This window comes from Mangrovimonas futianensis, assembly GCF_021245805.1.
Taxonomy (GTDB): domain Bacteria; phylum Bacteroidota; class Bacteroidia; order Flavobacteriales; family Flavobacteriaceae; genus Mangrovimonas; species Mangrovimonas futianensis.
Map to the genome: position 1 here is coordinate 146,660 of NZ_JAJJNF010000006.1, position 21,972 is coordinate 168,631.

The window sequence follows — 21,972 nt, forward strand, 5'->3', positions numbered from 1 at the left end:
TTTGAATTTATAAAATATTATTTTAATAAAAAAAGCTACCTGTTTTAGGTAGCTTTTTAAAAATATCGAAATAAATAACTATTTATTCAATAATGCCTCCGCAACTCACGCGTCCTCCAGCATCACCAGTAGGTTGCGTAGTAAAGTCATCGGTTCCTTGATGCACGATTACGGCTTTTCCAACAATATCTCTGTTAGGGTCACCACATCCTATACACCATTCACCACCTGCGTTGAAGGTAATAGTTCCATTACCATTTTCATCGGCAGTAAAGTTTCCGATGTCTCCTTTATGGAAACCTTCGGCAGCACCCCATTTTCCATGAGGCTGATTTGTAGGGTTCCAGTGTCCTCCTGTTGAAGTCCCATCTGGAGCCGAACAATCTGCTTTTTCATGAATGTGGATGGCGTGAGAACCAGGCTCTAAACCTTCAAAAACGGCCACAACGGTTACCTGCCCGTCTTTATCAGTAAAAACGGCATTTCCAGAAACCTGAGTGTCACTTTTAGGTTCCATAGCCAATTTTATCTTTTTGACTTCTACTTTAGTTTCAACAACTTGTTCTTCTGTTACGGTTTCTTCATCTGCTTCCTTTTTCTTGTCGCTTTTACAGCTAGCAAATACAAGAGAAAAGGCACATAATGCGATAACTACTTTGTTCATAATGGTTGAGTGATTTTAATGTTTAAAACTAAAATTACATAGAAACCCATAGAATCTAAAATTATTAAGAAAGGTTTATGATAAATGTCATAGTTTAACCCCTGCCTTACTTGTAATTTTGAATTCATAAAGTTAGGTATGAAAACATCTTTGGTAACAAAGTATAATGTGGCTGGTCCCCGTTATACAAGCTACCCTACGGTGCCTTATTGGAATTTGAGCACTTTCTCTAAGGGACGTTGGGAAGATTCTGTAATACAGGCATTTTCTGAAAGTAACACTTCGGAAGGTATCAGTATTTATATACACTTGCCCTTTTGTGAGAGCCTGTGTACATTTTGTGGTTGTAACAAACGAATTACAAAAAGGCACGATGTAGAGTTGCCTTATATAGACCAACTGTTGAAAGAATGGAGTTTGTATTTGGAATTGTTTGATTCCAGACCCATAATCAAAGAACTTCATTTAGGTGGTGGGACACCAACCTTTTTTTCCCCAAGGAATTTAACCAAACTCATTCAGGGCATTTTTAAAGGTGCCGATAGGGCCCCTGAATGGGAGTTTAGCTTTGAAGGTCACCCCAACAACACCACCAAAGATCATTTACAAACACTTTTTGATCTCGGTTTTAAACGAGTGAGCTATGGCGTTCAGGATTATAATGAAACTGTCCAAAAGGCGATTCATAGAATCCAACCCTTTGAAAATGTAAAGCGAGTGACCGAATGGGCCAGGGAAATAGGCTATACCTCTGTGGGGCATGATATTATTTTCGGACTGCCGTTTCAAACTCTTGATAATGTTCTTTACACCATAAGAAGAACCCAAGAGCTCATGCCAGACCGTATTGCATTCTATAGCTACGCCCATGTGCCTTGGATCAAAGGAAACGGCCAAAGAGGCTTTAAGGATGAAGATTTACCGGCTCCCGAAATCAAACGGGCACAGTATGAAATGGGTAAGGATTTATTACAACAAGTAGGTTATACTGAGATAGGTATGGATCATTTTGCCTTACCTTCAGATGGCCTATATGAATCTATGGTCACCAAAAAACTTCACAGGAATTTTATGGGATATACGGCTTCCAAGACCCAGATGATGATTGGTTTGGGGGTATCTGCAATTAGCGATAGTTGGTATGGTTTTGCCCAAAATGTGAAGACATTAGAGGAATATCAAGAACTTATTAAAGAAGGAAAATTACCAGTATTCCGCGGTCACATGTTGAATGAAGAAGATTTAATCATCCGTAAGCACATATTAAACCTTATGTGTCATCAAGAGACTTCTTGGGAAAATCCCAATCAAAAATTTAAGGAATTACAAAGTACGTTGGCTAAACTTTCTGAGATGGAAAAAGATGAATTGATCAGTATAGAAGCCAACGGTTTGAAAATAACGGAAAAGGGAAGACCTTTTGTACGTAATGTGTGTATGGCTTTTGACCTGTTACTGCAAAGAAAACAGGCAGATAAACAATTATTTTCAATGACTGTGTAAAAGGTCGGGAGCTTTAAATAATATTTTTAACTTAGTACAAATTTTAAACAACTTAATCATTACCATGAATAAAATTATTGTACCCATCGATTTTTCTGATTATTCAGAATACGCCTTACAGGCTGCGGCTTCTTTGGCGAAAAAAAACGACGCTGAAATTCTTGCTTTACATATGTTGGAGCTTTCTGATTTTATGTTGACAATTTCTGGTTCTGCATTAGATGAGCAAACGGTGTTCTATTTAAAAATGGCAGAGAAGAAATTCCATGAATTTTTAGATAAGCCCTATTTAGAGGGTATAGAAGTTACCCCAATAGTAAAGCATTTTAAATCGTTTGTTGAAGTAAGTGAAATCGCAAAGGAGCATAATGCCGATCTAATTGTAATGGGATCACATGGTACACATGGCCTACAAGAAATGTTTGTGGGGTCCAATACTGAAAAGGTCGTAAGACATTCTGAAATCCCTGTACTGATTATCAAGGAAGAATTGAAAAGTGTAGGTTTTGACAATGTTGTATTTGCTTGTGATTTTTCAGATGAGGCTATCCCAGCTTATAAAAAGGCTACTAAAATATTAAGCGAATTAGGTGGTCAATTGCATATCTTATATGTAAACCAACCAGCTGAACGTTTTAGAAGTTCTGACGAAATTGAAAACAAACTTAAAGAGTTTTTAACCAAGGCAGATTGTAACACGGATAACTTTAAAAATGTAGCCATAACCAATGCATACACCGTAGAGCACGGAATCTTTGCTTATGCTGATAAAACGTCAGCCGATTTACTAGCTGTGGCCACTTACGGAAGAACAGGAATTGCACACTTCTTTGAAGGCAGTATTTCTGAAGATGTAGCAAATCATGCGAAGCTACCGGTTTTAACTTTCAAAATTTAATTTTAGTGATGAACAATCAGTAAGGGCAAAAACAAGCTCTTACTGATTTTCGTTATTGAAGAACCTTCCATTAACCGTTGTAAGACGGTTTCTTTTTTTGCTATAACGCCTGCTAAATCAATAGTGTGAACTTGCTCATAAGTCAAAACGGCATCGTGAAGGGATACCCCATGAATGTAATGGTAGCTGTAATTTCCTTTAAATTGAACTAACTTAAGCTCATCTTCTTTTATTCTTAAGGGATCATCTGTTTTCGTCACTCTCAAGAAATGGAATCTTGGGTTATGGGAGGCCATGACGTTTAATATCTCATTAAATTCGTCACTGTTTAAATGGTCATCATCACTCAATGGTACCAGAAGACTGTTTGGTTCCTTATAGTTAAAATCCCTTGGTATAACCAAGGTAGGTTTCTTGATGTTTCTTATGATTTGAAGAGTGTTAGATCCAAAAATTACTTCCATTACATTGGATGCTCCATTGTATCCTGCAACCAAAATATCAATCTTTTTTAAGGCAATAACTTGATTAATGGCACTTAAAAAATCATCATAGTCTATAAGGTACTGAAAAGAATGATTTGGGTTCTTATTGGTGTTCTCTAATTCCAAACAAGCTCTTTCTAGAGCCTCCTTTTCATTGGCTAGCAAACTACTATAGATATCTGCTTTAGGATCTTTGATAAGTTCGCTCATGGTAAAATCATTGGGCCTATGCACATACATTAAATAAAATTCACAATTTTCCTTATGGAAAAAATGAAGGGCATAATCAATAGCGTTTACAGCGCTTTTAGAGAAATCGGTAAGTAGGAGAATTCGTTTCATAACCTTAATTTTCGTACAATTAAGATACAAAAAAATAGGCTTTTAATTAATGACAATTCATGGAACTTGTAGCCATATCCACCATAGGTTTTGGAGAAATATATGGGATTCCTAATCCAAGTCCTCTTAAAATAAATAAGATGCCAATAATGATTACAAACACAGGGATGGCTTTTTGAATACGTTGCTTAATGTTGGCGTTCAAAAACTTACCCAGATAAATGGCTGAGGTCATGAGAGGAATTGTACCCATACCAAATAAAATCATGTACATACTGCCTTCCATGGCATTGGCGCTTACTAAAGATCCAAACACGGCCATATATACCAAACCACAAGGTAAAAAACCATTAAGGAATCCGATGGTCAAAAAAGTATCTGCCGTTTTTTTCTTAAGCGATTTTCCTAAAGCCGATTTGACTTTAGAAATTAATTGATAGATAGGTTGCGAGATTTTAAAGCGGTTTAATTTGTGTGCAGGAATTAAAACCAAGACAATCATGGCGGCTCCAATAACTATAGAAAGTTGTTGTTGAAATCCAAATAGATACAAACCCTTACCAACCAGTCCAAACATCAAACCAATCAAGGCATATGCTAGTAACCTTCCTATATGGTAGGTGGTAATCTGACTGACTTTTCTAAAGGAATTAGTCCTGTCTACGGGCAACATAAAGGCAATGGGACCACACATTCCCACACAGTGAAAACTTCCCAAAAGCCCAAATATGAAAGCCGACCACAACATTTAATATTGGATATCTTCTTTAAATAAATAATTAATGTTCTTATATTGCCAATCTACTTTAATGTTCCAACGGCCATCTGATAAACGCGTGTCAGGTATGAGCAAATTATGTGTGGACAATGAGATTGGCGTCTCAAAGTCCGATTGTTTATCGGATGGCCTATATAGGAACACTTTTCCTGAAATTTTGGTGATATCCATTTCCTCAGGGAATTGAATCACCAAACCATCGTTGGTTTTATTTATTTCTAAATTATGTGCCAAATTCTTGGCATTGTTTTGTTTGTTGATGTCCTCCTGAAATTTGACTTCTTGCTTATAATAGTCTTCGGTCACCAATTCATGGTTGTATTTTTCGTTGGTACTCATGTTAATGACAAAATACATGATAAACGAAATGAATGCTATAAATGCAATAACGATACCGGTTCCCCAATTAAATTTCATTTGTTACGAGGTTTATGTTTAATTATAACTTCTTGGGCCTAAAAAGTTGACACTGGTAGTTTCAATCAGCTTTTCTTTGCTGTAAACATCAATTGTCAGTTTTACTTTATCGTCCTCCAAATTAGCTTTATCAATTTCTATAAATATGGTTCCTTCAGCTAGTCCTTGCTCTGGGACATGAATGACATCTTCTGTAGAAACCAGTTTGATTTCACCTTCAACACCCCTAAGTCTAAACGTTACATGGTTATACTCAAGAGAAGTTTTGTTGATGATTTTATAGGTGAACACATTACTTATAATGTTTCCTTCCTTATGTTCATATAGTTGCCCTGGTAATCTCAAAATACGAGCATCTAAATCACTTCGTAATAATAACATTCCGGCAAGTACTCCAGTCAAAATGGTCAGAACGGCGATGTAGCCTTTCATTCTAGCTGTAAGCTTGAACTTTTCCTTTTTCTCTATTTCATCTTCACTAGCATACCTAATAAGTCCTTTGGGTAGATTGATGCTTTCCATAATATGATCGCACTCATCAATACAGGCGGTACAATTGACACATTCCAACTGTGTTCCGTTCCTGATGTCTATACCTGTAGGACATACATGCACACATTGAAGGCAGTCAATACAATCACCATGTCCCAAGGCTTCGCGATCTTCATTCTTTCTGAACTTTTTACGTCCGTTTTCACCTTCTCCTCGTTTATGGTCATAGGCTACTACAATGGATTTGTTATCCAAGAGTACACCTTGTAAGCGTCCGTAGGGACAAGCAATGATACATACTTGTTCTCTAAACCATGCGAAAATAAAATAGAAAACAGCAGTAAAAATTAGTAGTGGGAAAAGAGTGCCCAAATGCTCTGCGGGCCCATCTGTAATGTCACTAATCAATTCATCGCTTCCTATCAAATAAGCTAAAAAGATGTTGGCTATCAAAAAGGATATGATGAGAAAAATAAACCACTTTAAGAGTCTTTTTCTAATCTTTTCAGCATTCCACGGCTGGTTGTCCAGCTTACGTTGCTTGTTTCTGTCTCCGTCAATCCAGTATTCAATTCTTCTGAAAACCATCTCCATAAAGATGGTTTGCGGACAAATCCATCCGCAGAAAATCCTTCCAAAACCAACAGTAAAAAGGGTAATGAAAACCACCCCAATGATCATCGAAATAACAAATAGATGAAAATCTTGTGGCCAAAATGGAAATCCGAAAATGTTAAAGCGGCGCTCCAGAACATTGAACATGAGGAATTGGTTGCCATTTATTTTAATAAAGGGCGCAGCAAACAAAAAGGCTAATAGGAAGTAGCTTACTATTTTACGTTTGTCGTAAAACCTTCCACTTGGCTTTTTGGGATATACCCAAGCACGCTTACCTTCATCATTGATGGTACCAATTGAATCTCTAAAGTTTTCGTTTTCTGGAGCTTCCATCTTGTGTTATTCTCTAAGTAAGATATCAGTAGAATCTACCTTTATAACTTGTTCTTCAATAGTTGCAGGTACTTCCACATCTTCTACATTGACCTCATCCGTGGTCCAAATATCACCTTGTGGTTCTTTTGGTTCAGCTGGAGTGGTACCTTGTAAAGACAATACATAACTGGCAACTTGTGCCATTTCTGATGGCTTTAAACTTTGTTTCCAGGCAACCATTCCTTTTCCGGCACGTCCACCTTCTGATATGGTATGGAATACATTTTTAATACCGCCGCCTAAGATCCAATATTCATCGGTCAAATTTGGTCCAATACCACCACCACCATCAGCTTTGTGACATGCTACACAGTTTTCTTGAAATATAACTTTTCCAGCATTTAGGTCTGAGGCATCAGTCAATATTTCTACAGTATTGAAATCAACCAAATCTTTTGCGGTTTTTTTGTACTCTTCAATAGATATTTGGGCTTCAGCATATTCTTGTTCCAATTCTTCAAATTGATTGGCACCATTAAATACATGGTATCTCAATAAATAGATAGCGGCAAAAATGATAGAGGCGTAGAAGCTATACAACCACCATGGTGGTAGGGAGTTATCAAGCTCTTTAATGCCATCATAATTGTGATCTAAAATAATTTCATGTTCTTCCTCAATTGGTTTTTGGTCTAAGGATTTTTTATAAATATTTTGAATCCAACCTATCAATTTAGAAGGCTTTTTGGCTTCAGCCAAATAGGTTTCTTTGGATTTCTCGTCCAAACTTTGAAAAAGTATATTCTCTAGGGAACTTACAATAGCCTCTATTCCTATCAGGAACATTAATACCAAAACCAAGAATAGGGCCACCATTGGGAATTTAATAAATGCCGGTTCGTTTCCAGAATCTATAAAATACTCAGCTAAGGCTGCAATAGCAAAGAAGATGACCGGTACTCTGATCCAGCCTGGAATTTGTCGTCTCATAATTCTGCGTTTTGTTGGTTATCTAATGGTAATTGGCTTACGGTATTGATGTATTCTTTTTTTGCGGTTATAACCCACCAAAAGAGGATAACAAAAAATAAAAAGAATATGAGGAGCGATATCATGGGATAGATTTCTATCCCAGTGATACTTTCTAAGTGATTTTTTACAAATTTTAGCATGGTTGATTAGTTTTGAGTAGCACCAAGTTCTTGTTCTAATTCTTGAACCTTAATATCGGTTCCAAGGCGTTGTAGATAAGCAATCAAAGCTACAATTTCACGGTTTCTCATTTCTACAAAATCACTACCTCCACTTTTCTTATCGGCTTCATAGGTTTCTGCAAAATCAGGATCGGTATAGAGGTTTTCCTCAATTTTGGTTCCTTGAGCTAGCATGTTTTCTTGTGCTTTGGCAATGTCTTCATCTGTATAAGGCACACCTAATTTCACCATGGTTCTCATTTTGGCTTCCGTTTGTGATTTGTCCAATTCATTTTTAATCAACCATGGATAAGGTGTCATAATGGAACCAGAAGATGTACTGGTAGGGTCATACATATGGTTTAAGTGCCAGTTGTCTGAGTATTTACCTCCCACACGGTGTAAGTCGGGACCAGTACGTTTACTTCCCCATAGGAATGGGTGATCATAAACATATTCGCCAGCTTTGGAATACTCCCCGTAACGTTCTACCTCACTTCTGAATGGACGCACCATTTGGGAGTGACATCCCACACAACCTTCTCTAATATAGATGTCTCTACCCTCCAATTCTAGAGGCGTATATGGTTTGACTGTTGAAATGGTGGGTATGTTTGATTTGACCATAATGGTTGGTACAATTTGAATCACCCCACCAATAAGAATGGTGATAGTAGCTAAAATGGTTAACTGAATAGGTTTTCTTTCCAACCAAGTATGGAAGCTTTCACCTGCAATTCTTCTTTTAGATACACGCTGTAAAGCAGGAGCTTCTGCCAACTCATCGGTTACTGAAGACCCTTGTTTCATGGTCATGATGATGTTGTAGGCAAGGATAAACATTCCGAAGATGTACAAGGAACCACCTATGGCACGCATCCAATACATTGGGATAATCTCAAATACGGTTTCTAAAAAGTTTCCATATAGTAAAGTTCCATCAGGATTGAATTGCTTCCACATAGTAGCTTGAGTAAATCCAGCTACATACATAGGTAAGGCGTATAAAACAATTCCTAAAGTGCCTATCCAAAAATGGAGGTTAGCAAGCTTGATCGAGAATAAGGTTGTTTTGAACAATCTAGGTATCAGCCAGTAAATCATACCAAAGGCTAAAAATCCGTTCCAAGCCAAGGCACCAACGTGCACGTGGGCTATAATCCAGTCAGTAAAGTGGGCTATGGCATTAACCGTTTTTATAGATAGGGTAGGTCCTTCAAAAGTAGCCATACCATAACCAGTAATGGCCACAACCATAAACTTCAATACAGGGTCAACTCGCACTTTGTCCCAAGCGCCTCTTAAAGTCAATAGACCATTAATCATACCTCCCCAAGAAGGCATTAACAGCATGATAGAGAAAGTGGTTCCTAAATTTTGCGCCCATTCTGGAAGCGCAGTATATAATAAGTGGTGTGGTCCTGCCCAGATATAAATAAAGATCAAGGACCAAAAGTGTACAATAGATAATCTATAGGAATAGATAGGTCTGTCTGCCGCCTTAGGTACAAAATAGTACATCAACCCAAGGAATGGTGTGGTTAAAAAGAATGCTACGGCATTATGTCCGTACCACCATTGAACCAAGGCATCCTGAACTCCGGCATATACCGAGTAGCTTTTCATACCACTTACAGGCAATTCCAAACTGTTGAAAATATGAAGTACAGCAACCGTGACAAAAGTGGCTAAATAGAACCAAATCGCCACATACATATGGCGTTGACGACGTTTTAAAATGGTACCGATGAGGTTCCATCCAAAGGCAACCCAAATCAAGGCGATGGCAATATCAATAGGCCATTCCAATTCGGCATATTCTTTAGAGGTGGTTAATCCCAATGGTAGGGAAATAGCGGCAGCAACAATAATTAATTGCCACCCCCAAAAATTAACATTACTTAAAAGATCACTGTACATCCTGGCTTTAAGCAACCTTTGAGAGGAATAATAAACACCAGCATAAATGGCATTACCTACAAAGGCAAAGATGACAGCGTTGGTATGCAAGGGTCTTAAACGACCAAAACTTAACCAAGGGATTCCCTCTGTAAGAGTGGGAAATAGAAACATAAAGGCAAGGAGTAACCCTACCAACATGCCCACTACGCCCCAAACCATGGTGGCGATCAAAAACTTTTTGACAATTTTGTTGTCATAATAGAACTGTTGAATTTCCATAATTAATTAGTAGTTGGATTGTGGTTTGATGATTTATTTTTTGACTTGGTTTTAACCAATTCGTCTTCAAAGAGCATTCTAACAGACGGCGTGTAACTGTCGTCGTACTGTCCGCTCCTGACGGCTGTGATAAAGGCAATAAAGAATATTATTGCTACAATCACACTAATAGTGAGTAGAATATAAATAACGCTCATACCTAATTAAGAGTTTAGTTCAAATTTATAATGGCTCCAAGTTTTAAAACATGATTTTTATCATGATTTCTATTTTTTATCATTTTAATTTTCGTCCTAAATAATTGGTTGCTACCGTAGTAAAAATGACAATGCTTATGGAGCTCAATGGCATTAATATGGCAGCGATCACGGGTTTTAGTTGGCCAGTAACGGCAAAATAAAGACCGATAACATTATATATGAAGGAAAAAATAAAACTCCACTTAATGATTTTTATGGCCGACTTGGAAGCCATAATGTAGTCGTTGAGCTGGTTAAATTTACCAGCATCCAAAATAGCATCACAGGCAGGGGAGAAGACATTGATGTCTTCTGAAATAGCAATACCCACTTCGCTTTGGGCTAAGGCACCCGCATCATTCAATCCATCTCCTACCATAAGTACTTTAGCGCCTTCACTTTGATGGTATTTGATGTATTCTAGTTTATCCTGGGGCTTTTGGTTAAAAATCAGTTTGGTTTTGGTGGGTAATAATTTTTTCAGGTTTTCTGCTTCACCTTCATTATCACCTGATAAAATAACCAAATCAAATGTCCTTTTTAATTGGTTGAATAACTTAGACAACCCTGGTCGGTACGAATTGTAAAAAGTATACTTTCCTTTATATTGGTCGTTACTGCTTATATGGACTGAAGTACTCAATTCAGGTAGGGCAGATACTTGTCCTACAAAAGCTGGTGATCCTATTTTGATTGTGTTTGAACCATCGGCAGCAACAATCCCTTTTCCTAAGTGTTCTTCAAAATTGGTTAAAGGCACAATTTGGTGTTCGGCCAATAATTGGTACAAAGAGCGACTCAAAGGGTGGTTGGAACCCCTAAGCGAACTCTTTAAAAGCGCTTCTTCTTCTCTTGAAAGTTGGATGCCCTCATAATTGGCAGTACTTTTTTTATTGGCAGTGATGGTTCCTGTTTTATCAAAAATAATGGTGTTGATCTGCGCCAATTGCTCAATTACCGAGGCGTTCTTTAGATAAAATTTCAACTTGCCAAAAATACGTAGCAAATTACCCAATGTAAAAGGGGCTGCTAAGGCTATGGCGCAAGGGCAGGCAATAATAAGTACGGCCGTGAAGACATTCATAGCTTTAGACATATCCACAAACATCCAATAGCTGGTGGCCAAAAAAGCAATACTTAATACGGCAATGGTAAAGCGTTTGCTTATAGTGTTGGTTAAAGTTGTAAAGGCATCTTCCTTGTTTTTGTTGAAGACATCATTACTCCATAATTGAGTGAGATAACTTTGCTCGACAGATTTTAAAGCCTCAACCTCTATAACACCAGAGGTTTGTTTGCCTCCAGCAAACAGTTTGTCTCCTGAGGCTTTGTGGACAGATTCAGATTCGCCAGTAACAAAACTGTAATCCACGTTGGCATTCCCATTTATAAGAATGGCATCTACCGGAATCAACTCCTCGTTTCTTATCAATAACCTGTCACCTTGTTGTATGTCATAAACTTGGATGGGTGATTCTTCGCCTTGATCCAGTTTGGTAACCGCAATGGGAAAATAGGATTTGTAGTCACGCTCAAAGGAGAGGTACGCATAGGTCTTTTGTTGGAAGAACCGTCCCAGTAATAAAAAGAAAACCAAGCCTGTCAAACTATCAAAAAAGCCAGCGCCCAAATCAAACATGATTTCAATGGTACTTCTAACGAAGAGTACCAAAATACCTAGGGCAATGGGAACATCAATATTAAGTATTTTGGAACGTAGTCCTTTAAATGCCGAAATAAAATAATCTCTACCGGCATAAAAAACTACTGGTAGGGAGTAGGCAAACATCAGCCATCGGAACAGGCCTTTATATTGATCCAGCCAAAATTCGTTAACTTCAAAGTACTCAGGGAAGGAGAGGAACATCACATTCCCAAAGGCAAATCCAGCTACACCTAGTTTATAAATGAGACTGCGGTTTACCTTGTTTTTTCCTGTATTGTAATCTTCAAGAGAAATATAGGGCTCATAGCCTATACTACTTAGAAGCAAAACCAATTCTTTTAAGGAAAAAGTGGTTGTTTTATAAGTGGCCCGTACTGTTTTTTGCCCAAAATTAACTTGTGAAGCCGTAATGTTTGGATTTAATTTATTGAGGTTTTCTAATATCCAAATACAGGAACTGCAATGGATGTGTGGAATTTTAAGCGTCACTATTTGAGTTTGCCCGTCATTAAATTCCAGTAACTTATCGATGATGGCTTCTTGTTCTAAGAAGTTGTATTTGCCTTCAATTTCTTTGGGAGTCGCACCAGGGGCTTGTTGTAAATCGTAGTAGCAAGTGAGATCATTTTCATGGAAGATCTCATAGACGGTTTTACAACCGTTACAACAAAAAGATTTTTCGTCAAAAGTGATGCTCTCGTTTTCACATGGATCACCACAGTGGAAACAGTTTGTTTGTTCCATAAAACTTGCTCAATTTACCTAAGACAAAAGTCTGTTTTAAGATATTAAAAAAATATGATAATTGTCAGCTTTTCACTAATTTTACGGTAGATTTCGAAGATATGAGTAAATGTGAACAATGCATCGTCAAGCAATTTAATTCTTTAAAAGCCTTAACCAAAGATGAACTGATTAGGATCTCTGGTTGTAAGGAATCTAGAACCATCAAAAAAGGGGAGATTATTTTTGAAGAAGGTGAAATTCTTAACGGTATATTCTGTATTAGGGAAGGTATTTGTAAGCTTTCCAAATTGAGTTCCAACGGTAAAGACCAAATTGTTAAATTGGTAGCTCGAGGGGACATTATGGGGCAACGGTCCTTGATTGGTGATGAGTCAGCCAATCTAAGTGCTGTGGCTATCAATGATATGGAAGTTTGCTTTATTCCTAAAAGTGAGATTCTGGACGACCTTCAAAAGAACAATAACTTTTCAATGACTATGTTGCAAAAGATGGCTGATGAACTGAAATTATCAGATAACATTATTGTGGACATGGCTCAAAAGAGTGTCAAGCAAAGAATGGCAGAAGCCTTGGTTCAGATTTATGAAACCTTTGGAACTGAAGAAAACGAAGCCTTAAGCGTGATTCTTTCAAGAGAGGATTATGCTAATATTGTGGGGACAGCCACGGAATCGGCTATTAGAATCCTGTCCCAATTCAAGAAGGAAGGACTTATTAGTACCAAAGGGAAACAAATCATCATTGAAGACGTCAACGGATTAAGACGGGTGGAGTAACTAATCTCTCTCTTTCTCTCTTTTTTGGTTTATGCTTAGTTTTTTAATCAAATCTCCCAAACCTTGTAAAAGCTTAGTGGCTGTAAGCTCAATAATAATTCTATTAAAGGCAATGAGGTAATCACTTTGGGTCCTGGGAGTGCATATTATTGTTAGTTAAAGATTTTTTTTACGCAACCTTTTTAATATGTTTACATCTAGAAAGAAACTAACATTATGAACAACCTACTAAGAATCCCTTTATTATTTACTATCACATTTTTACTATTTGCCTGTCCGTCTGATGATGGAGATGACGCATGTACCAAAACCATTGTTATCCCTCAATTTTATGTTTCGGGTAATCAAACGTATTATATAGACCGTACTCAAGAAGTACCTTGTGACTTCCCAGAACCTACAAATGCTGTACAAATAGAGCCACCTGCACTTGAAAATTTTTCTTATGAAGTATTGAGTTTCGTTTACACACCAGATACAGGTAACAATACCTCAAGGTTACAATTTGAAATTCAGTTAAACAATCCGAATGATTATGCAGTTACCGGTGTACCCTTAGTCACTTTGAATATAGATGGTATGATTAGTTCTTCAAGTTATTCTAATGGAACCTTGGATCCTTGTAATGAAATAGATTCTGATTCTTATTGCATTTTGAGTGTGGATCTGGAAGCATCTCTAGATTTAGGAGCCCCAGCAAGTGTAGAACTTGTGACAGTTGAGTATTTTTTAACTAATTAAGTGTTTAGGAATTCGTTAAAACCTTAATGGAACTGTCATTCAGAACCTGTCTGCCGATAGGCAGGCGTAGCGAAGAATCTTAACCTAGCTATAAAGGATTCATCAGTCGCTCATAGCCTCCTTCTAAATGACAAAGTCTTATATGTCATCCGGAATCACCACCCATTGTCATCCTGAACTTGTTTCAGGATCTACTTTATTATTAACTGTTAATTGGTCATTGCCAATTGTTAATTGATGAACTCATTCAACCGCTTCCATATCAGCTTGTGGTAATTCTCCATCCATTTTTTTGGTTTGGTTTTTAAGGTATTCATCAAGAAAGTCTACCACTTTACTATAGGCTTCTATTTGATTTTCTTTTTTCACAAAGCCATGGCCCTCATCTTCAAACAACACATATTCTACGGGCACGCCATTTTCCCTTACTCCAGCAACAATTTCATCACTTTCCACTTGCAGTACCCTTGGGTCTTGTGCACCCTGTAAAACCATAAGCGGTTTGGTAACTTTATCGGTGTGGAAAAGGGGAGAGATACGTTTTAATCTAACCGAATCGGCACTGTAGGGATCTCCTAATTCCAAATACAATGATTTGCGGAAGGATTCCCAATAAGGGGGAATACTTTTGAGGGTTCTCATCCAGTTGGTTACCCCAAACAAATTAACACCTACATTAAACTCTTCGGGGGTATAGGTTAGGGCTGCCATAGTCATGTAACCACCATAAGAGCCACCTATGATTCCTATTTTATCTGCATCAATTTCTGGTTGGGTTTGAAGCCAATTTTTCCCTTCAACACAATCTTGCAAATCTTTTTCACCGTGGTTTAAGTCATCCATCTTATAGAAGGTTTTACCATAACCACTACTACCGCGATTGTTTACCGCCAGAACAGCATACCCATGATTTACCATGTATTGGAGCAAGGAGAAGTAACTTTGTCTTGTTTGTCCGCCGGGACCACCATGTACCCAAACCATGGCAGGTACTTTATGGTCTTTTGAAGCTTGATGTGGCAGGTAATAAATGGCTGGTATCACGGTGCCATCAAAGGATTTGTAACGCACCACTTGTGCTGTGACCAAATCATCGATATTAATGTCTTTGTTTAAAACATTGGTAATCCTGTGTAATGCCTTGTTTTCAATATTATAAGTATACAAATCAGAAGGGGTGTTAGACCCGCCCACATACAAGCGCATCCATTTTTCATCATCACTAAAACTCACACTGGTAATACTCATTTGACCAAAATCGGGTAGGTCTAGCGGTTGTTTGGTAGCTGTTTCTGTTACTTCTACGGCATTTTTTCCATCCTCATTTACATAGACTACCATATAGGTGCCATTTTCAGTAAAAACTGCACCCATAACATCCCAATCCTTTTGTACAACGATTGATTTTTCTTTGGTGCTGAGGTCATAAGCCATCAAATAAGAAAATTCCTGACCATCATCGGTGGTGTAGTATAGGGTTGTATTGTCTTTGGAAAAACCTTGGGCCGAATTCGCACTAAGCTGGTCATTGATCTTAGTAGATTCCTTGGTTTGCATGTTGTAGAGAAACAGGTCGCTATCGTTGGTGTTTAGGGACTGACTCAATGCAATATATTGCTCGTCACCAGAAATGGCACTAAAGTCCATACCGTCATTATTCTGGTAGACCAAGCTGGGTTTAAAGGTGTTGATATCCATTTTATACACATCAAAATACTTGGGGTCTCGTTTGTTTGATAAATAATAAAACCCTTGTTTATCTTCTGTCCAATCTAGGAATTGGGATTTAGCCTCTTTCTCTGGGGTAAGATCTGTCAGGGTCCCTGTGGTGTCTCTGAGGTAAATATGGTCTATTTCATCGCCATTGCCATCGGCTGACAGCAACATGCGGTCATCACTTGGAAAAAAAGACTGGGCAAAGTATGAGGTGCTGTCTGAAGCGGTTATGGGCGTGTAGTCCCCTCCCTGGGTTGAAACAGTGTACGCATTGTAGATGCCTGACTTGTTACTACTAATGAGTAATTTGGAATTATCATGAGAAAAGCTACCACCGCCTACGGACTCATTATCCATAAACTGTTCAATAGTATATTGTGGGATTTCTCTTTGGGCTGTTTCGGTTTCTTTGGTTTGGTTTTCGTTCTTGCAGGATACAAGAATAAGTACAAAAATAAGGAGGATGGATTGCTTCATGATATCGTATGTGATTGATTATAAGCTATAAATATAATCAAACTTTACGTAAAGCTCTTATAATGAGGCAGAAAAGTAAATAGAGGTTCTAATTCTCTTGAAAGCCGCAACCCTGACTGTCTGGAAAAATAATTTACAGCGCAATTCCTGCTGAAATTTAAGGCTAACATCCTGAACACTAAAGTCTGTCATCCTGAACCCCATCCCTTGTCATCCTGAACCCCATCCTTTGTCATCCTGAACTTGTTTCAGGGTCTAATGGTCGATACATGTCCTTCCATTCTGGATTAAGGCCTTCAATAAGATTAATTTTCCAATCCCTGTGCCAATTTTTTAACTGCTTTTCTCTCTTTATAGCGTCATAAACGTATTGAAACTCTTCATAATATACCAGTTTCCTTAATTTATATCTAGATGTAAAACCACTATTAGAACTAAGATGTCGTTCCATTCTATCATCTATACCTCCTGTAATACCAATGTATAAGACGCCTCTTGGTTTGTTTGTAAGAATGTAAACCCAGTAGTTGTGATAGGCACGTCTCCTCATGTATTAAAAATAGTGATTTTGTGATAAGATGCTGAAATAAATTCAGCATGACAGTTCGTTTATTGAATCCCATCCCTTGTCATCCTGAACTTGTTTCAGGATCTAATGCCAATTGTGAACTGTTTAAACCTTAATGAAACTGTCATTCAGAGCGTAGCGAAGAAACTTAACCTGGCTATAAAGATTCATCAGTCGGTCATAGTCCTCCTTCTGAATGACATTGGGCTGTTTATCATACAGTACTTGTTATCTTCGATTTCAGAATCTAAATGTCATCAAGACGTTCCTATCTGGTTATTTCAAACAGCAACAACTCGGTGTCATCATTGGGAAGAAAGGTGGTGCCTATCTGTTTCAACCCGAGTTTGATTAATAGGTTTTGGGAGGATACATTGTCCTTGGTGGTAAATCCTCTGAGGGTTTCTATGCCAAAATGGGTAAAGGCGGCTTCCTTAATACAATGGGCGGCTTCAAAACCGTACCCCATTTTCTCATAGGCAGGTAGAAAGGCAAACCCAATATCAATGCCGTCTACGCCTTCCCGAGCGTAAAGTCCGCAGGTGCCTATTTTCTTTCGGTCTTGCTTCCTGATCAAGGTGTAATTTGAAAAGCCCAAACGCTCTAGTTGGGGCAGCACCTTCACACGGATGTAACTTTCGGCATCCACTTCTGTTTTAAGGTGGCGGTCGCCTATGTACTTTAACCACTTGGGGGTATTTAAAAGCTCTAAAATAAAAGCCGCATCCTTAACACTGGTAGGTCTTAGGAGGAGTCTTTCGGTTTCAAAGGTTTTATAGGCCATGGCTGTTTTTATGCGGGGTCACCCAAGTAACCGTACCCAAGGTAGTAAATTGGAACAGATTTTCAGAAGAAAAACACTTCTAAAGAAATAACTATCACTTTAGTCTTATGACGACCTTGGGCTTTTGTAAAGCGAATCACGTAGGCCTATGTGGCTACTTCTTTTTAGACTTGCCTTTGCCGTTTCCTTTGCTTTTACTGTTTCCTTTGCCTTTGTTCTTGTTTTTGCCGGCGTTGTTTTTTAATTGGTGGAATTCAGGAGAACCGGGTTTGATGCCTAGTTCTTTGGCGATAACGCCCCAACCTTTCTTTTTGTTGGTTTCATACACCGTAATCACGCGGTCAATAGGGACTCTAGAGAGTTTGGAAAGTTCAAATGCCAAGTAAATTTCTCCAGGTGCCATGTGCAGGCTTGTGTGCATGTGGTCAATTTTCTTGCTGCTCACACCAAAAGACAGGCTTAGATCGCTCCTAAAGGCACTAAAGTTGGCCGTGGCTCTTGTGTTGATACTATTTAAATCGGAGTCTAGTTGTACGCTGCCGGTGTTAAAGGTAATCTGTGCCGAAGCTGAAAAGGCCATAAGGGCCAGTAGAAAGAAAATGCATTTTCTTATCATATCATTGTAGGTTAATGGTTCATGTTTGCTGTTCTAGTACGAGACACCTTGGGGAGGTGGCAGGTATTTAAACAAGCTTGTTTGCTCTGGTTGCTTATTAGGGCGTTCTATCTCCAGAGGGATAGAATAGCTAAAATAGTCATTTTTTTGGTTTTTGGTTGTTTGTTTATGGTTGATGGTAGGCGCGGATTAAAAGTCTGTGTTATCGGGCCGCTTTCTATGTGTTTTAGGGTTTTTTGGTCGGGTGTGCCCGAACTACCCGAATATGACCCGAATATGACCCGAAGATAACCCGAAGATAACCCGAATATGACCCCCTTGGATTTTTTTGGTTGTTTGTTTTTGGTTTTTGGTTTATGGTGGTGTTCGGATTGAAATTTATATGTCATAGGCTCTTTTTTGATGTTTTTTGAAAGGAGGTCATTTTTATGAGGTTTTAAATTGTAATTCGGGTGGTTGTGTGAAAAATGCAATAATCTGGTTATTAAGTTATTGCGTTTTTGAGATATTTTTAAAAAATGGTTTATTTTTCTGATATTCAAAATGTTATGGGGTTAAAATTTTTTGTTGGCGTATTGCATTTTTTTATATGTTTGAAATCGCTGACCTACTTTAACACGAGTCGCAACGCGTTAAAAACTGGGACGCTTTAGGATATGCGACGCCTAAACCATTCTTCTCCCAAAAAAACTAATCGATAGCATTACGCATTTATTAATTGATAGGTCTTTGTACCTGTTATTTTCACTAACCGACTTGTTGTATGGTTTAGCCACTGTATGACAGTCCCAAATCTTTTTCAAAATGGCTAGAAATAATTCCTTTATTAAACTGGAAGGTTCCCTTGATGGGTTGACCTTCTATAGACGAAACGGCGAAAGCCTTGTAAAGACTACCAACAAGGTGAGTAAGAACCGTATTATGAACGATCCTGCTTTTAAGCGAACGCGAGAGAACATGCAGGAGTTTGCTGGCGCCTCGGCTTCAGGAAAAGCATTTAGAGATGGTTTTGCTGGATTGGCCCAATCTATGGGAGACACGTATTTGAGTGCCCGTTTAAGTGGGTTGATGAAACGTATCAATAGCCAGGGTGCTGGTGATCGCGGTGAACGCGATATTGATGTGGTTACTTTTCAAGACCTGTTTCGGAATTTTGAATTTAATAGAGCTACGGTTTTTGATTCGAAATTTTTTGCACCCAGTGCCTTACCGAGTATTAATGCCAGTAGGGACCAAGTGACTTGGTCTATACCTGATTTTAACACCGATTCCTACATCCACAAACCCGAGGGAGCGACCCATTTTAGGTTGGTTTTGGCGGGAAGTTATGTTAGCAATTACGGGTATGTATCTGGTGTAAAAGGGTATGAGCCTGTGGATGACAGTGTTAATGGTCGTGGTGGTTTTGAGGCCAGTGCTGAGATTGCCTTAGGAGGTATGGTAGGTGCTGCCACGGACCTAACGATAGACTTTACCGCACTGGGAGCGATTCCTGTTTCTTCTGCATTATTTGTGGGGGTAGGGATTGTGTTTTACCAAGAGGTGAATGGTAACTTTTATGAGTTGGCCCAAGGTAACTGTATGAAAATTGCAGTGACGGGATAGACTCTATAGGTTTGCCTGATTTATTAAAAACCCGCCTTGGCTTTGGGAGAAGACTGGGGTGGGTTTTTTGGTTGGTGGTTTTTGGTTGTTTGTATATGGTTTCTGGTTGGTGGGGAGGTTTTGAAGACGGTTGGCGTAGGGTGGGACACGAGCATGATGCTCTTGCCAGCTTAGGGGTGTACCACGCGATAGAATCGCGCGGTAGCAGGGTTCTCATCGGCAATTATAAGATGCGTTTTAATGCCGTTTATATTTTGTTGTGCTAACTTTCATCTTTAATTTTCAAGACGCTTTACTTCCTCATCAATTTCAAGTATTAATTCGTTAGACTTATCTATAACGCTAGTGTAATTGCGTAATTTAAATATTCTTAAAAAAATAGCTTCCTGAAGGTCTTTCACCAATTGGTCATCCTTCATTAACGACTCATAATTTTTTATTATTGTTTTATAATACACAACACTATCCTCTTCCCCATAATTACGGTATTTTTTATTGTTCTTGTCTAGTTTTAGATACTTTTGATACGGCTTTAAAAATTGGAAATTTCTACTTGGGGACTTGTCGCGACCCATTCCTATAATTCTAACAAAACTTAGCTCATAAAGATTCGCTATTTTTTGTCGTAAAGTATCATTACTAAGAGTTTCCAGTCCTGCAGATTTTAAAGCTTCAAACCCTGACATTTTAGGGAAAAATTGATCATCGTCATCAGCAAGTATTAGATCACGAGCAATGGAATCGTCGAAGGGGAGTTCATTAATAATATGATCTCTTAATCTAGCATTATTTACAATTCCCTTATCATACCGGGAATGGCCCCTTTCTAAATCCTCCAAGGAAACCATTATGTCATCTTTAATTTCTTTATATATTTCAATTTCTAAGATTTTTGTTTTTCTGTCTTCATTCCAATTATTCAGTTGTAGTGCAACTAAAATTCCAATAACAACAAGCACTATTTCTCCGATCGCATATTTCAGATACTTTCCAGTATTACCTTCTAGAAGTAAGTTTTGTCTAATTTTTCTAAAGAATTTTATCATTGGTTAGTGGTTGGTTAAAATGAAGTACAACGGTTTGCGGACAATGCTCGCGTTACGGGTTTGGTTTTTTTGTTATGTCGGAAGTTACGAATTAATATTGTTGTGGAAATTCAATTTCATTTATTCAGCTAGTAATGCACATTATACAATGTTGTAATACATTAATCGGGATAATATTGGGTTACAATCATCTTACCATTTGGCGACCAATGTGCACGACCAACTCTAATATTTTTGGGCGTTACTCGATATTCTTTTATGGATTCAAGATTTATTATCCAAAGTGAATATTCGCCATTGACTCTTCTTGAGAATAGTATGTTTAATCCGTCTGGTGACCAGTCTGGGCGCTCATCACAATATGTGTTTTGAGTTAGTCGCATTTGTCTTGATCCGTCAGGTTTCATTATATAAATCTCACTATTTCCATCTCTTTCTGAATTAAACGCGATCCAATTACCGTCTGGGGAAAATGTGGGATCAGTATTGTCTGTGTTCGAAAATGTAAGTTGTGAAACATTTGAACCGTCTGGTTTCATTATATAAATTTCACGATTTCCAGTTCTATCTGAGGAAAAAACCACCTTTGAACCGTCAGGTGACCAATCTGCCCAACCATCTCTTGAGGGATTTTCTGTAAGTCTTATTCTATTTTTTCCATCATTATCCATCATCCAGACATCCGTATTTGAGCCAGCATCATATTGGAATAATAATTTCGATCCGTCTCCTGACCAAGCCCCATGATCCTCTTTTGCCTTATCATATGTAAGTCTAATAACATCTGTTCCGTCAGGCTTCATTTGATACAAATCGTTTGAACCTGCTCTGTTTGAATCAAAGATTATTAAACTTCCATCTGGCGACCATTCTGGTTCTTCATCTGCAAATTCATTAGATGTAAGCCTAATCAATTCTTTGGTGTCAAGATTGAAAATAGCAATCTCACTTGATGTTCGCTGAGAATAAATAACCTCTTGAAAAAGAAGGAAGATTATTATTGAAAGCAAAATTCTTATTAGCATGGTATAGGATTATGCATTACTACGGCCCCGTTTTGTGCATTAATTTGGTCAGCCGTGGTTAGTGTTTGTTTATATGGTTC

Annotated in this window: 22 protein-coding genes; 5 read left to right on the plus strand and 17 right to left on the minus strand. The window is 38.1% G+C overall.

All coding sequences use genetic code 11. From position 1 onward, the window contains the following. Nucleotides 1–82: 82 nt before the first annotated feature. Nucleotides 83–664 (minus strand): superoxide dismutase family protein, encoded by a 582-nt coding sequence (locus LOK78_RS11555; protein ID WP_053971738.1) that lies wholly within the window; start codon nucleotides 662–664, stop codon nucleotides 83–85. Nucleotides 665–802: 138 nt separating this feature from the next. Here LOK78_RS11555 and hemN point away from each other — a divergent pair, with 138 nt between their 5' ends. Both hemN and LOK78_RS11565 read left to right on the plus strand, forming a co-directional pair. Then, nucleotides 803–2,167 (plus strand): oxygen-independent coproporphyrinogen III oxidase, encoded by a 1,365-nt coding sequence (gene hemN / locus LOK78_RS11560; protein WP_232635006.1) that lies wholly within the window; start codon nucleotides 803–805, stop codon nucleotides 2,165–2,167. 64 nt (nucleotides 2,168–2,231) lie between these two features. Continuing rightward, the gene (locus LOK78_RS11565; protein ID WP_232635007.1) at nucleotides 2,232–3,065 is read left to right on the plus strand and encodes a universal stress protein; all 834 of its coding nucleotides are present in this window, start codon (nucleotides 2,232–2,234) and stop codon (nucleotides 3,063–3,065) included. A gap of 2 nt (nucleotides 3,066–3,067) precedes the next feature. On the opposite strand, the gene LOK78_RS11570 is transcribed toward LOK78_RS11565, so the two are convergent. From LOK78_RS11570 to LOK78_RS11610, 9 genes are all read right to left on the minus strand, one after another. Further along, nucleotides 3,068–3,892 carry a universal stress protein gene (locus tag LOK78_RS11570; RefSeq protein ID WP_232635008.1) on the minus strand — a complete coding sequence of 275 codons (825 nt, stop codon included), beginning with the start codon at nucleotides 3,890–3,892 and terminating at the stop codon, nucleotides 3,068–3,070. A 46-nt stretch (nucleotides 3,893–3,938) separates the two neighbouring features. Next, nucleotides 3,939–4,640, minus strand: a complete 702-nt coding sequence (locus tag LOK78_RS11575; RefSeq protein ID WP_232635009.1) for a sulfite exporter TauE/SafE family protein — start codon at nucleotides 4,638–4,640, stop codon at nucleotides 3,939–3,941. Next, the gene (locus LOK78_RS11580; RefSeq protein ID WP_166960461.1) at nucleotides 4,641–5,087 is read right to left on the minus strand and encodes a FixH family protein; all 447 of its coding nucleotides are present in this window, start codon (nucleotides 5,085–5,087) and stop codon (nucleotides 4,641–4,643) included. Nucleotides 5,088–5,105: 18 nt separating this feature from the next. Further along, nucleotides 5,106–6,530 carry a cytochrome c oxidase accessory protein CcoG gene (ccoG, locus tag LOK78_RS11585; RefSeq protein WP_232635010.1) on the minus strand — a complete coding sequence of 475 codons (1,425 nt, stop codon included), beginning with the start codon at nucleotides 6,528–6,530 and terminating at the stop codon, nucleotides 5,106–5,108. Nucleotides 6,531–6,536: 6 nt separating this feature from the next. Further along, on the minus strand, nucleotides 6,537–7,502 hold the full coding sequence (locus tag LOK78_RS11590; protein WP_053971745.1) for a cbb3-type cytochrome c oxidase N-terminal domain-containing protein: 966 nt from the start codon (nucleotides 7,500–7,502) through the stop codon (nucleotides 6,537–6,539). Continuing rightward, entirely contained in the window at nucleotides 7,499–7,684 is a 186-nt protein-coding gene (locus LOK78_RS11595; RefSeq protein WP_053971746.1) for a cytochrome c oxidase subunit IV, read from the minus strand. The genes LOK78_RS11590 and LOK78_RS11595 overlap by 4 nt, the downstream gene beginning before the upstream one ends. A gap of 6 nt (nucleotides 7,685–7,690) precedes the next feature. After that, nucleotides 7,691–9,886 (minus strand): cytochrome-c oxidase, cbb3-type subunit I, encoded by a 2,196-nt coding sequence (gene ccoN, locus LOK78_RS11600; RefSeq protein WP_053971747.1) that lies wholly within the window; start codon nucleotides 9,884–9,886, stop codon nucleotides 7,691–7,693. Between the two features lie 2 nt (nucleotides 9,887–9,888). Next, a complete protein-coding gene (ccoS, locus tag LOK78_RS11605; protein ID WP_053971748.1) occupies nucleotides 9,889–10,083 on the minus strand; it encodes a cbb3-type cytochrome oxidase assembly protein CcoS in 195 nt (64 codons plus the stop codon). A 79-nt stretch (nucleotides 10,084–10,162) separates the two neighbouring features. Continuing rightward, nucleotides 10,163–12,535 carry a heavy metal translocating P-type ATPase gene (locus LOK78_RS11610; RefSeq protein ID WP_232635011.1) on the minus strand — a complete coding sequence of 791 codons (2,373 nt, stop codon included), beginning with the start codon at nucleotides 12,533–12,535 and terminating at the stop codon, nucleotides 10,163–10,165. 101 nt (nucleotides 12,536–12,636) lie between these two features. Here LOK78_RS11610 and LOK78_RS11615 point away from each other — a divergent pair, with 101 nt between their 5' ends. Next, the gene (locus LOK78_RS11615; RefSeq protein WP_053971750.1) at nucleotides 12,637–13,314 is read left to right on the plus strand and encodes a Crp/Fnr family transcriptional regulator; all 678 of its coding nucleotides are present in this window, start codon (nucleotides 12,637–12,639) and stop codon (nucleotides 13,312–13,314) included. A gap of 216 nt (nucleotides 13,315–13,530) precedes the next feature. Then, nucleotides 13,531–14,055 (plus strand): hypothetical protein, encoded by a 525-nt coding sequence (locus LOK78_RS11620; RefSeq protein ID WP_232635012.1) that lies wholly within the window; start codon nucleotides 13,531–13,533, stop codon nucleotides 14,053–14,055. Between the two features lie 243 nt (nucleotides 14,056–14,298). Here LOK78_RS11620 and LOK78_RS11625 read toward each other — a convergent pair whose 3' ends face one another. The 5 genes from LOK78_RS11625 to LOK78_RS11645 form a co-directional block, all read right to left on the minus strand. Then, nucleotides 14,299–16,248: a S9 family peptidase gene (locus LOK78_RS11625; protein ID WP_232635013.1), complete on the minus strand. Its 1,950-nt coding sequence runs from the start codon at nucleotides 16,246–16,248 to the stop codon at nucleotides 14,299–14,301. Between the two features lie 232 nt (nucleotides 16,249–16,480). Beyond that, nucleotides 16,481–16,798, minus strand: a complete 318-nt coding sequence (locus tag LOK78_RS11630) for a GIY-YIG nuclease family protein (RefSeq protein ID WP_232635014.1) — start codon at nucleotides 16,796–16,798, stop codon at nucleotides 16,481–16,483. Between the two features lie 286 nt (nucleotides 16,799–17,084). Then, nucleotides 17,085–17,600 carry a GNAT family N-acetyltransferase gene (locus LOK78_RS11635; protein WP_232635015.1) on the minus strand — a complete coding sequence of 172 codons (516 nt, stop codon included), beginning with the start codon at nucleotides 17,598–17,600 and terminating at the stop codon, nucleotides 17,085–17,087. Between the two features lie 154 nt (nucleotides 17,601–17,754). Further along, nucleotides 17,755–18,216 carry a hypothetical protein gene (locus tag LOK78_RS11640; protein ID WP_232635016.1) on the minus strand — a complete coding sequence of 154 codons (462 nt, stop codon included), beginning with the start codon at nucleotides 18,214–18,216 and terminating at the stop codon, nucleotides 17,755–17,757. Between the two features lie 107 nt (nucleotides 18,217–18,323). After that, nucleotides 18,324–18,605 carry a hypothetical protein gene (locus LOK78_RS11645; RefSeq protein WP_232635017.1) on the minus strand — a complete coding sequence of 94 codons (282 nt, stop codon included), beginning with the start codon at nucleotides 18,603–18,605 and terminating at the stop codon, nucleotides 18,324–18,326. A gap of 415 nt (nucleotides 18,606–19,020) precedes the next feature. Here LOK78_RS11645 and LOK78_RS11650 point away from each other — a divergent pair, with 415 nt between their 5' ends. Then, the gene (locus LOK78_RS11650) at nucleotides 19,021–19,821 is read left to right on the plus strand and encodes a hypothetical protein (RefSeq protein ID WP_232635018.1); all 801 of its coding nucleotides are present in this window, start codon (nucleotides 19,021–19,023) and stop codon (nucleotides 19,819–19,821) included. Between the two features lie 275 nt (nucleotides 19,822–20,096). Here LOK78_RS11650 and LOK78_RS11655 read toward each other — a convergent pair whose 3' ends face one another. Both LOK78_RS11655 and LOK78_RS11660 read right to left on the minus strand, forming a co-directional pair. Beyond that, nucleotides 20,097–20,867 (minus strand): DUF6090 family protein, encoded by a 771-nt coding sequence (locus tag LOK78_RS11655; protein WP_232635019.1) that lies wholly within the window; start codon nucleotides 20,865–20,867, stop codon nucleotides 20,097–20,099. Between the two features lie 161 nt (nucleotides 20,868–21,028). Then, nucleotides 21,029–21,892, minus strand: coding sequence for a TolB family protein (locus tag LOK78_RS11660; RefSeq protein ID WP_232635020.1), 864 nt, complete (start codon nucleotides 21,890–21,892; stop codon nucleotides 21,029–21,031). Nucleotides 21,893–21,972 lie beyond the last annotated feature (80 nt).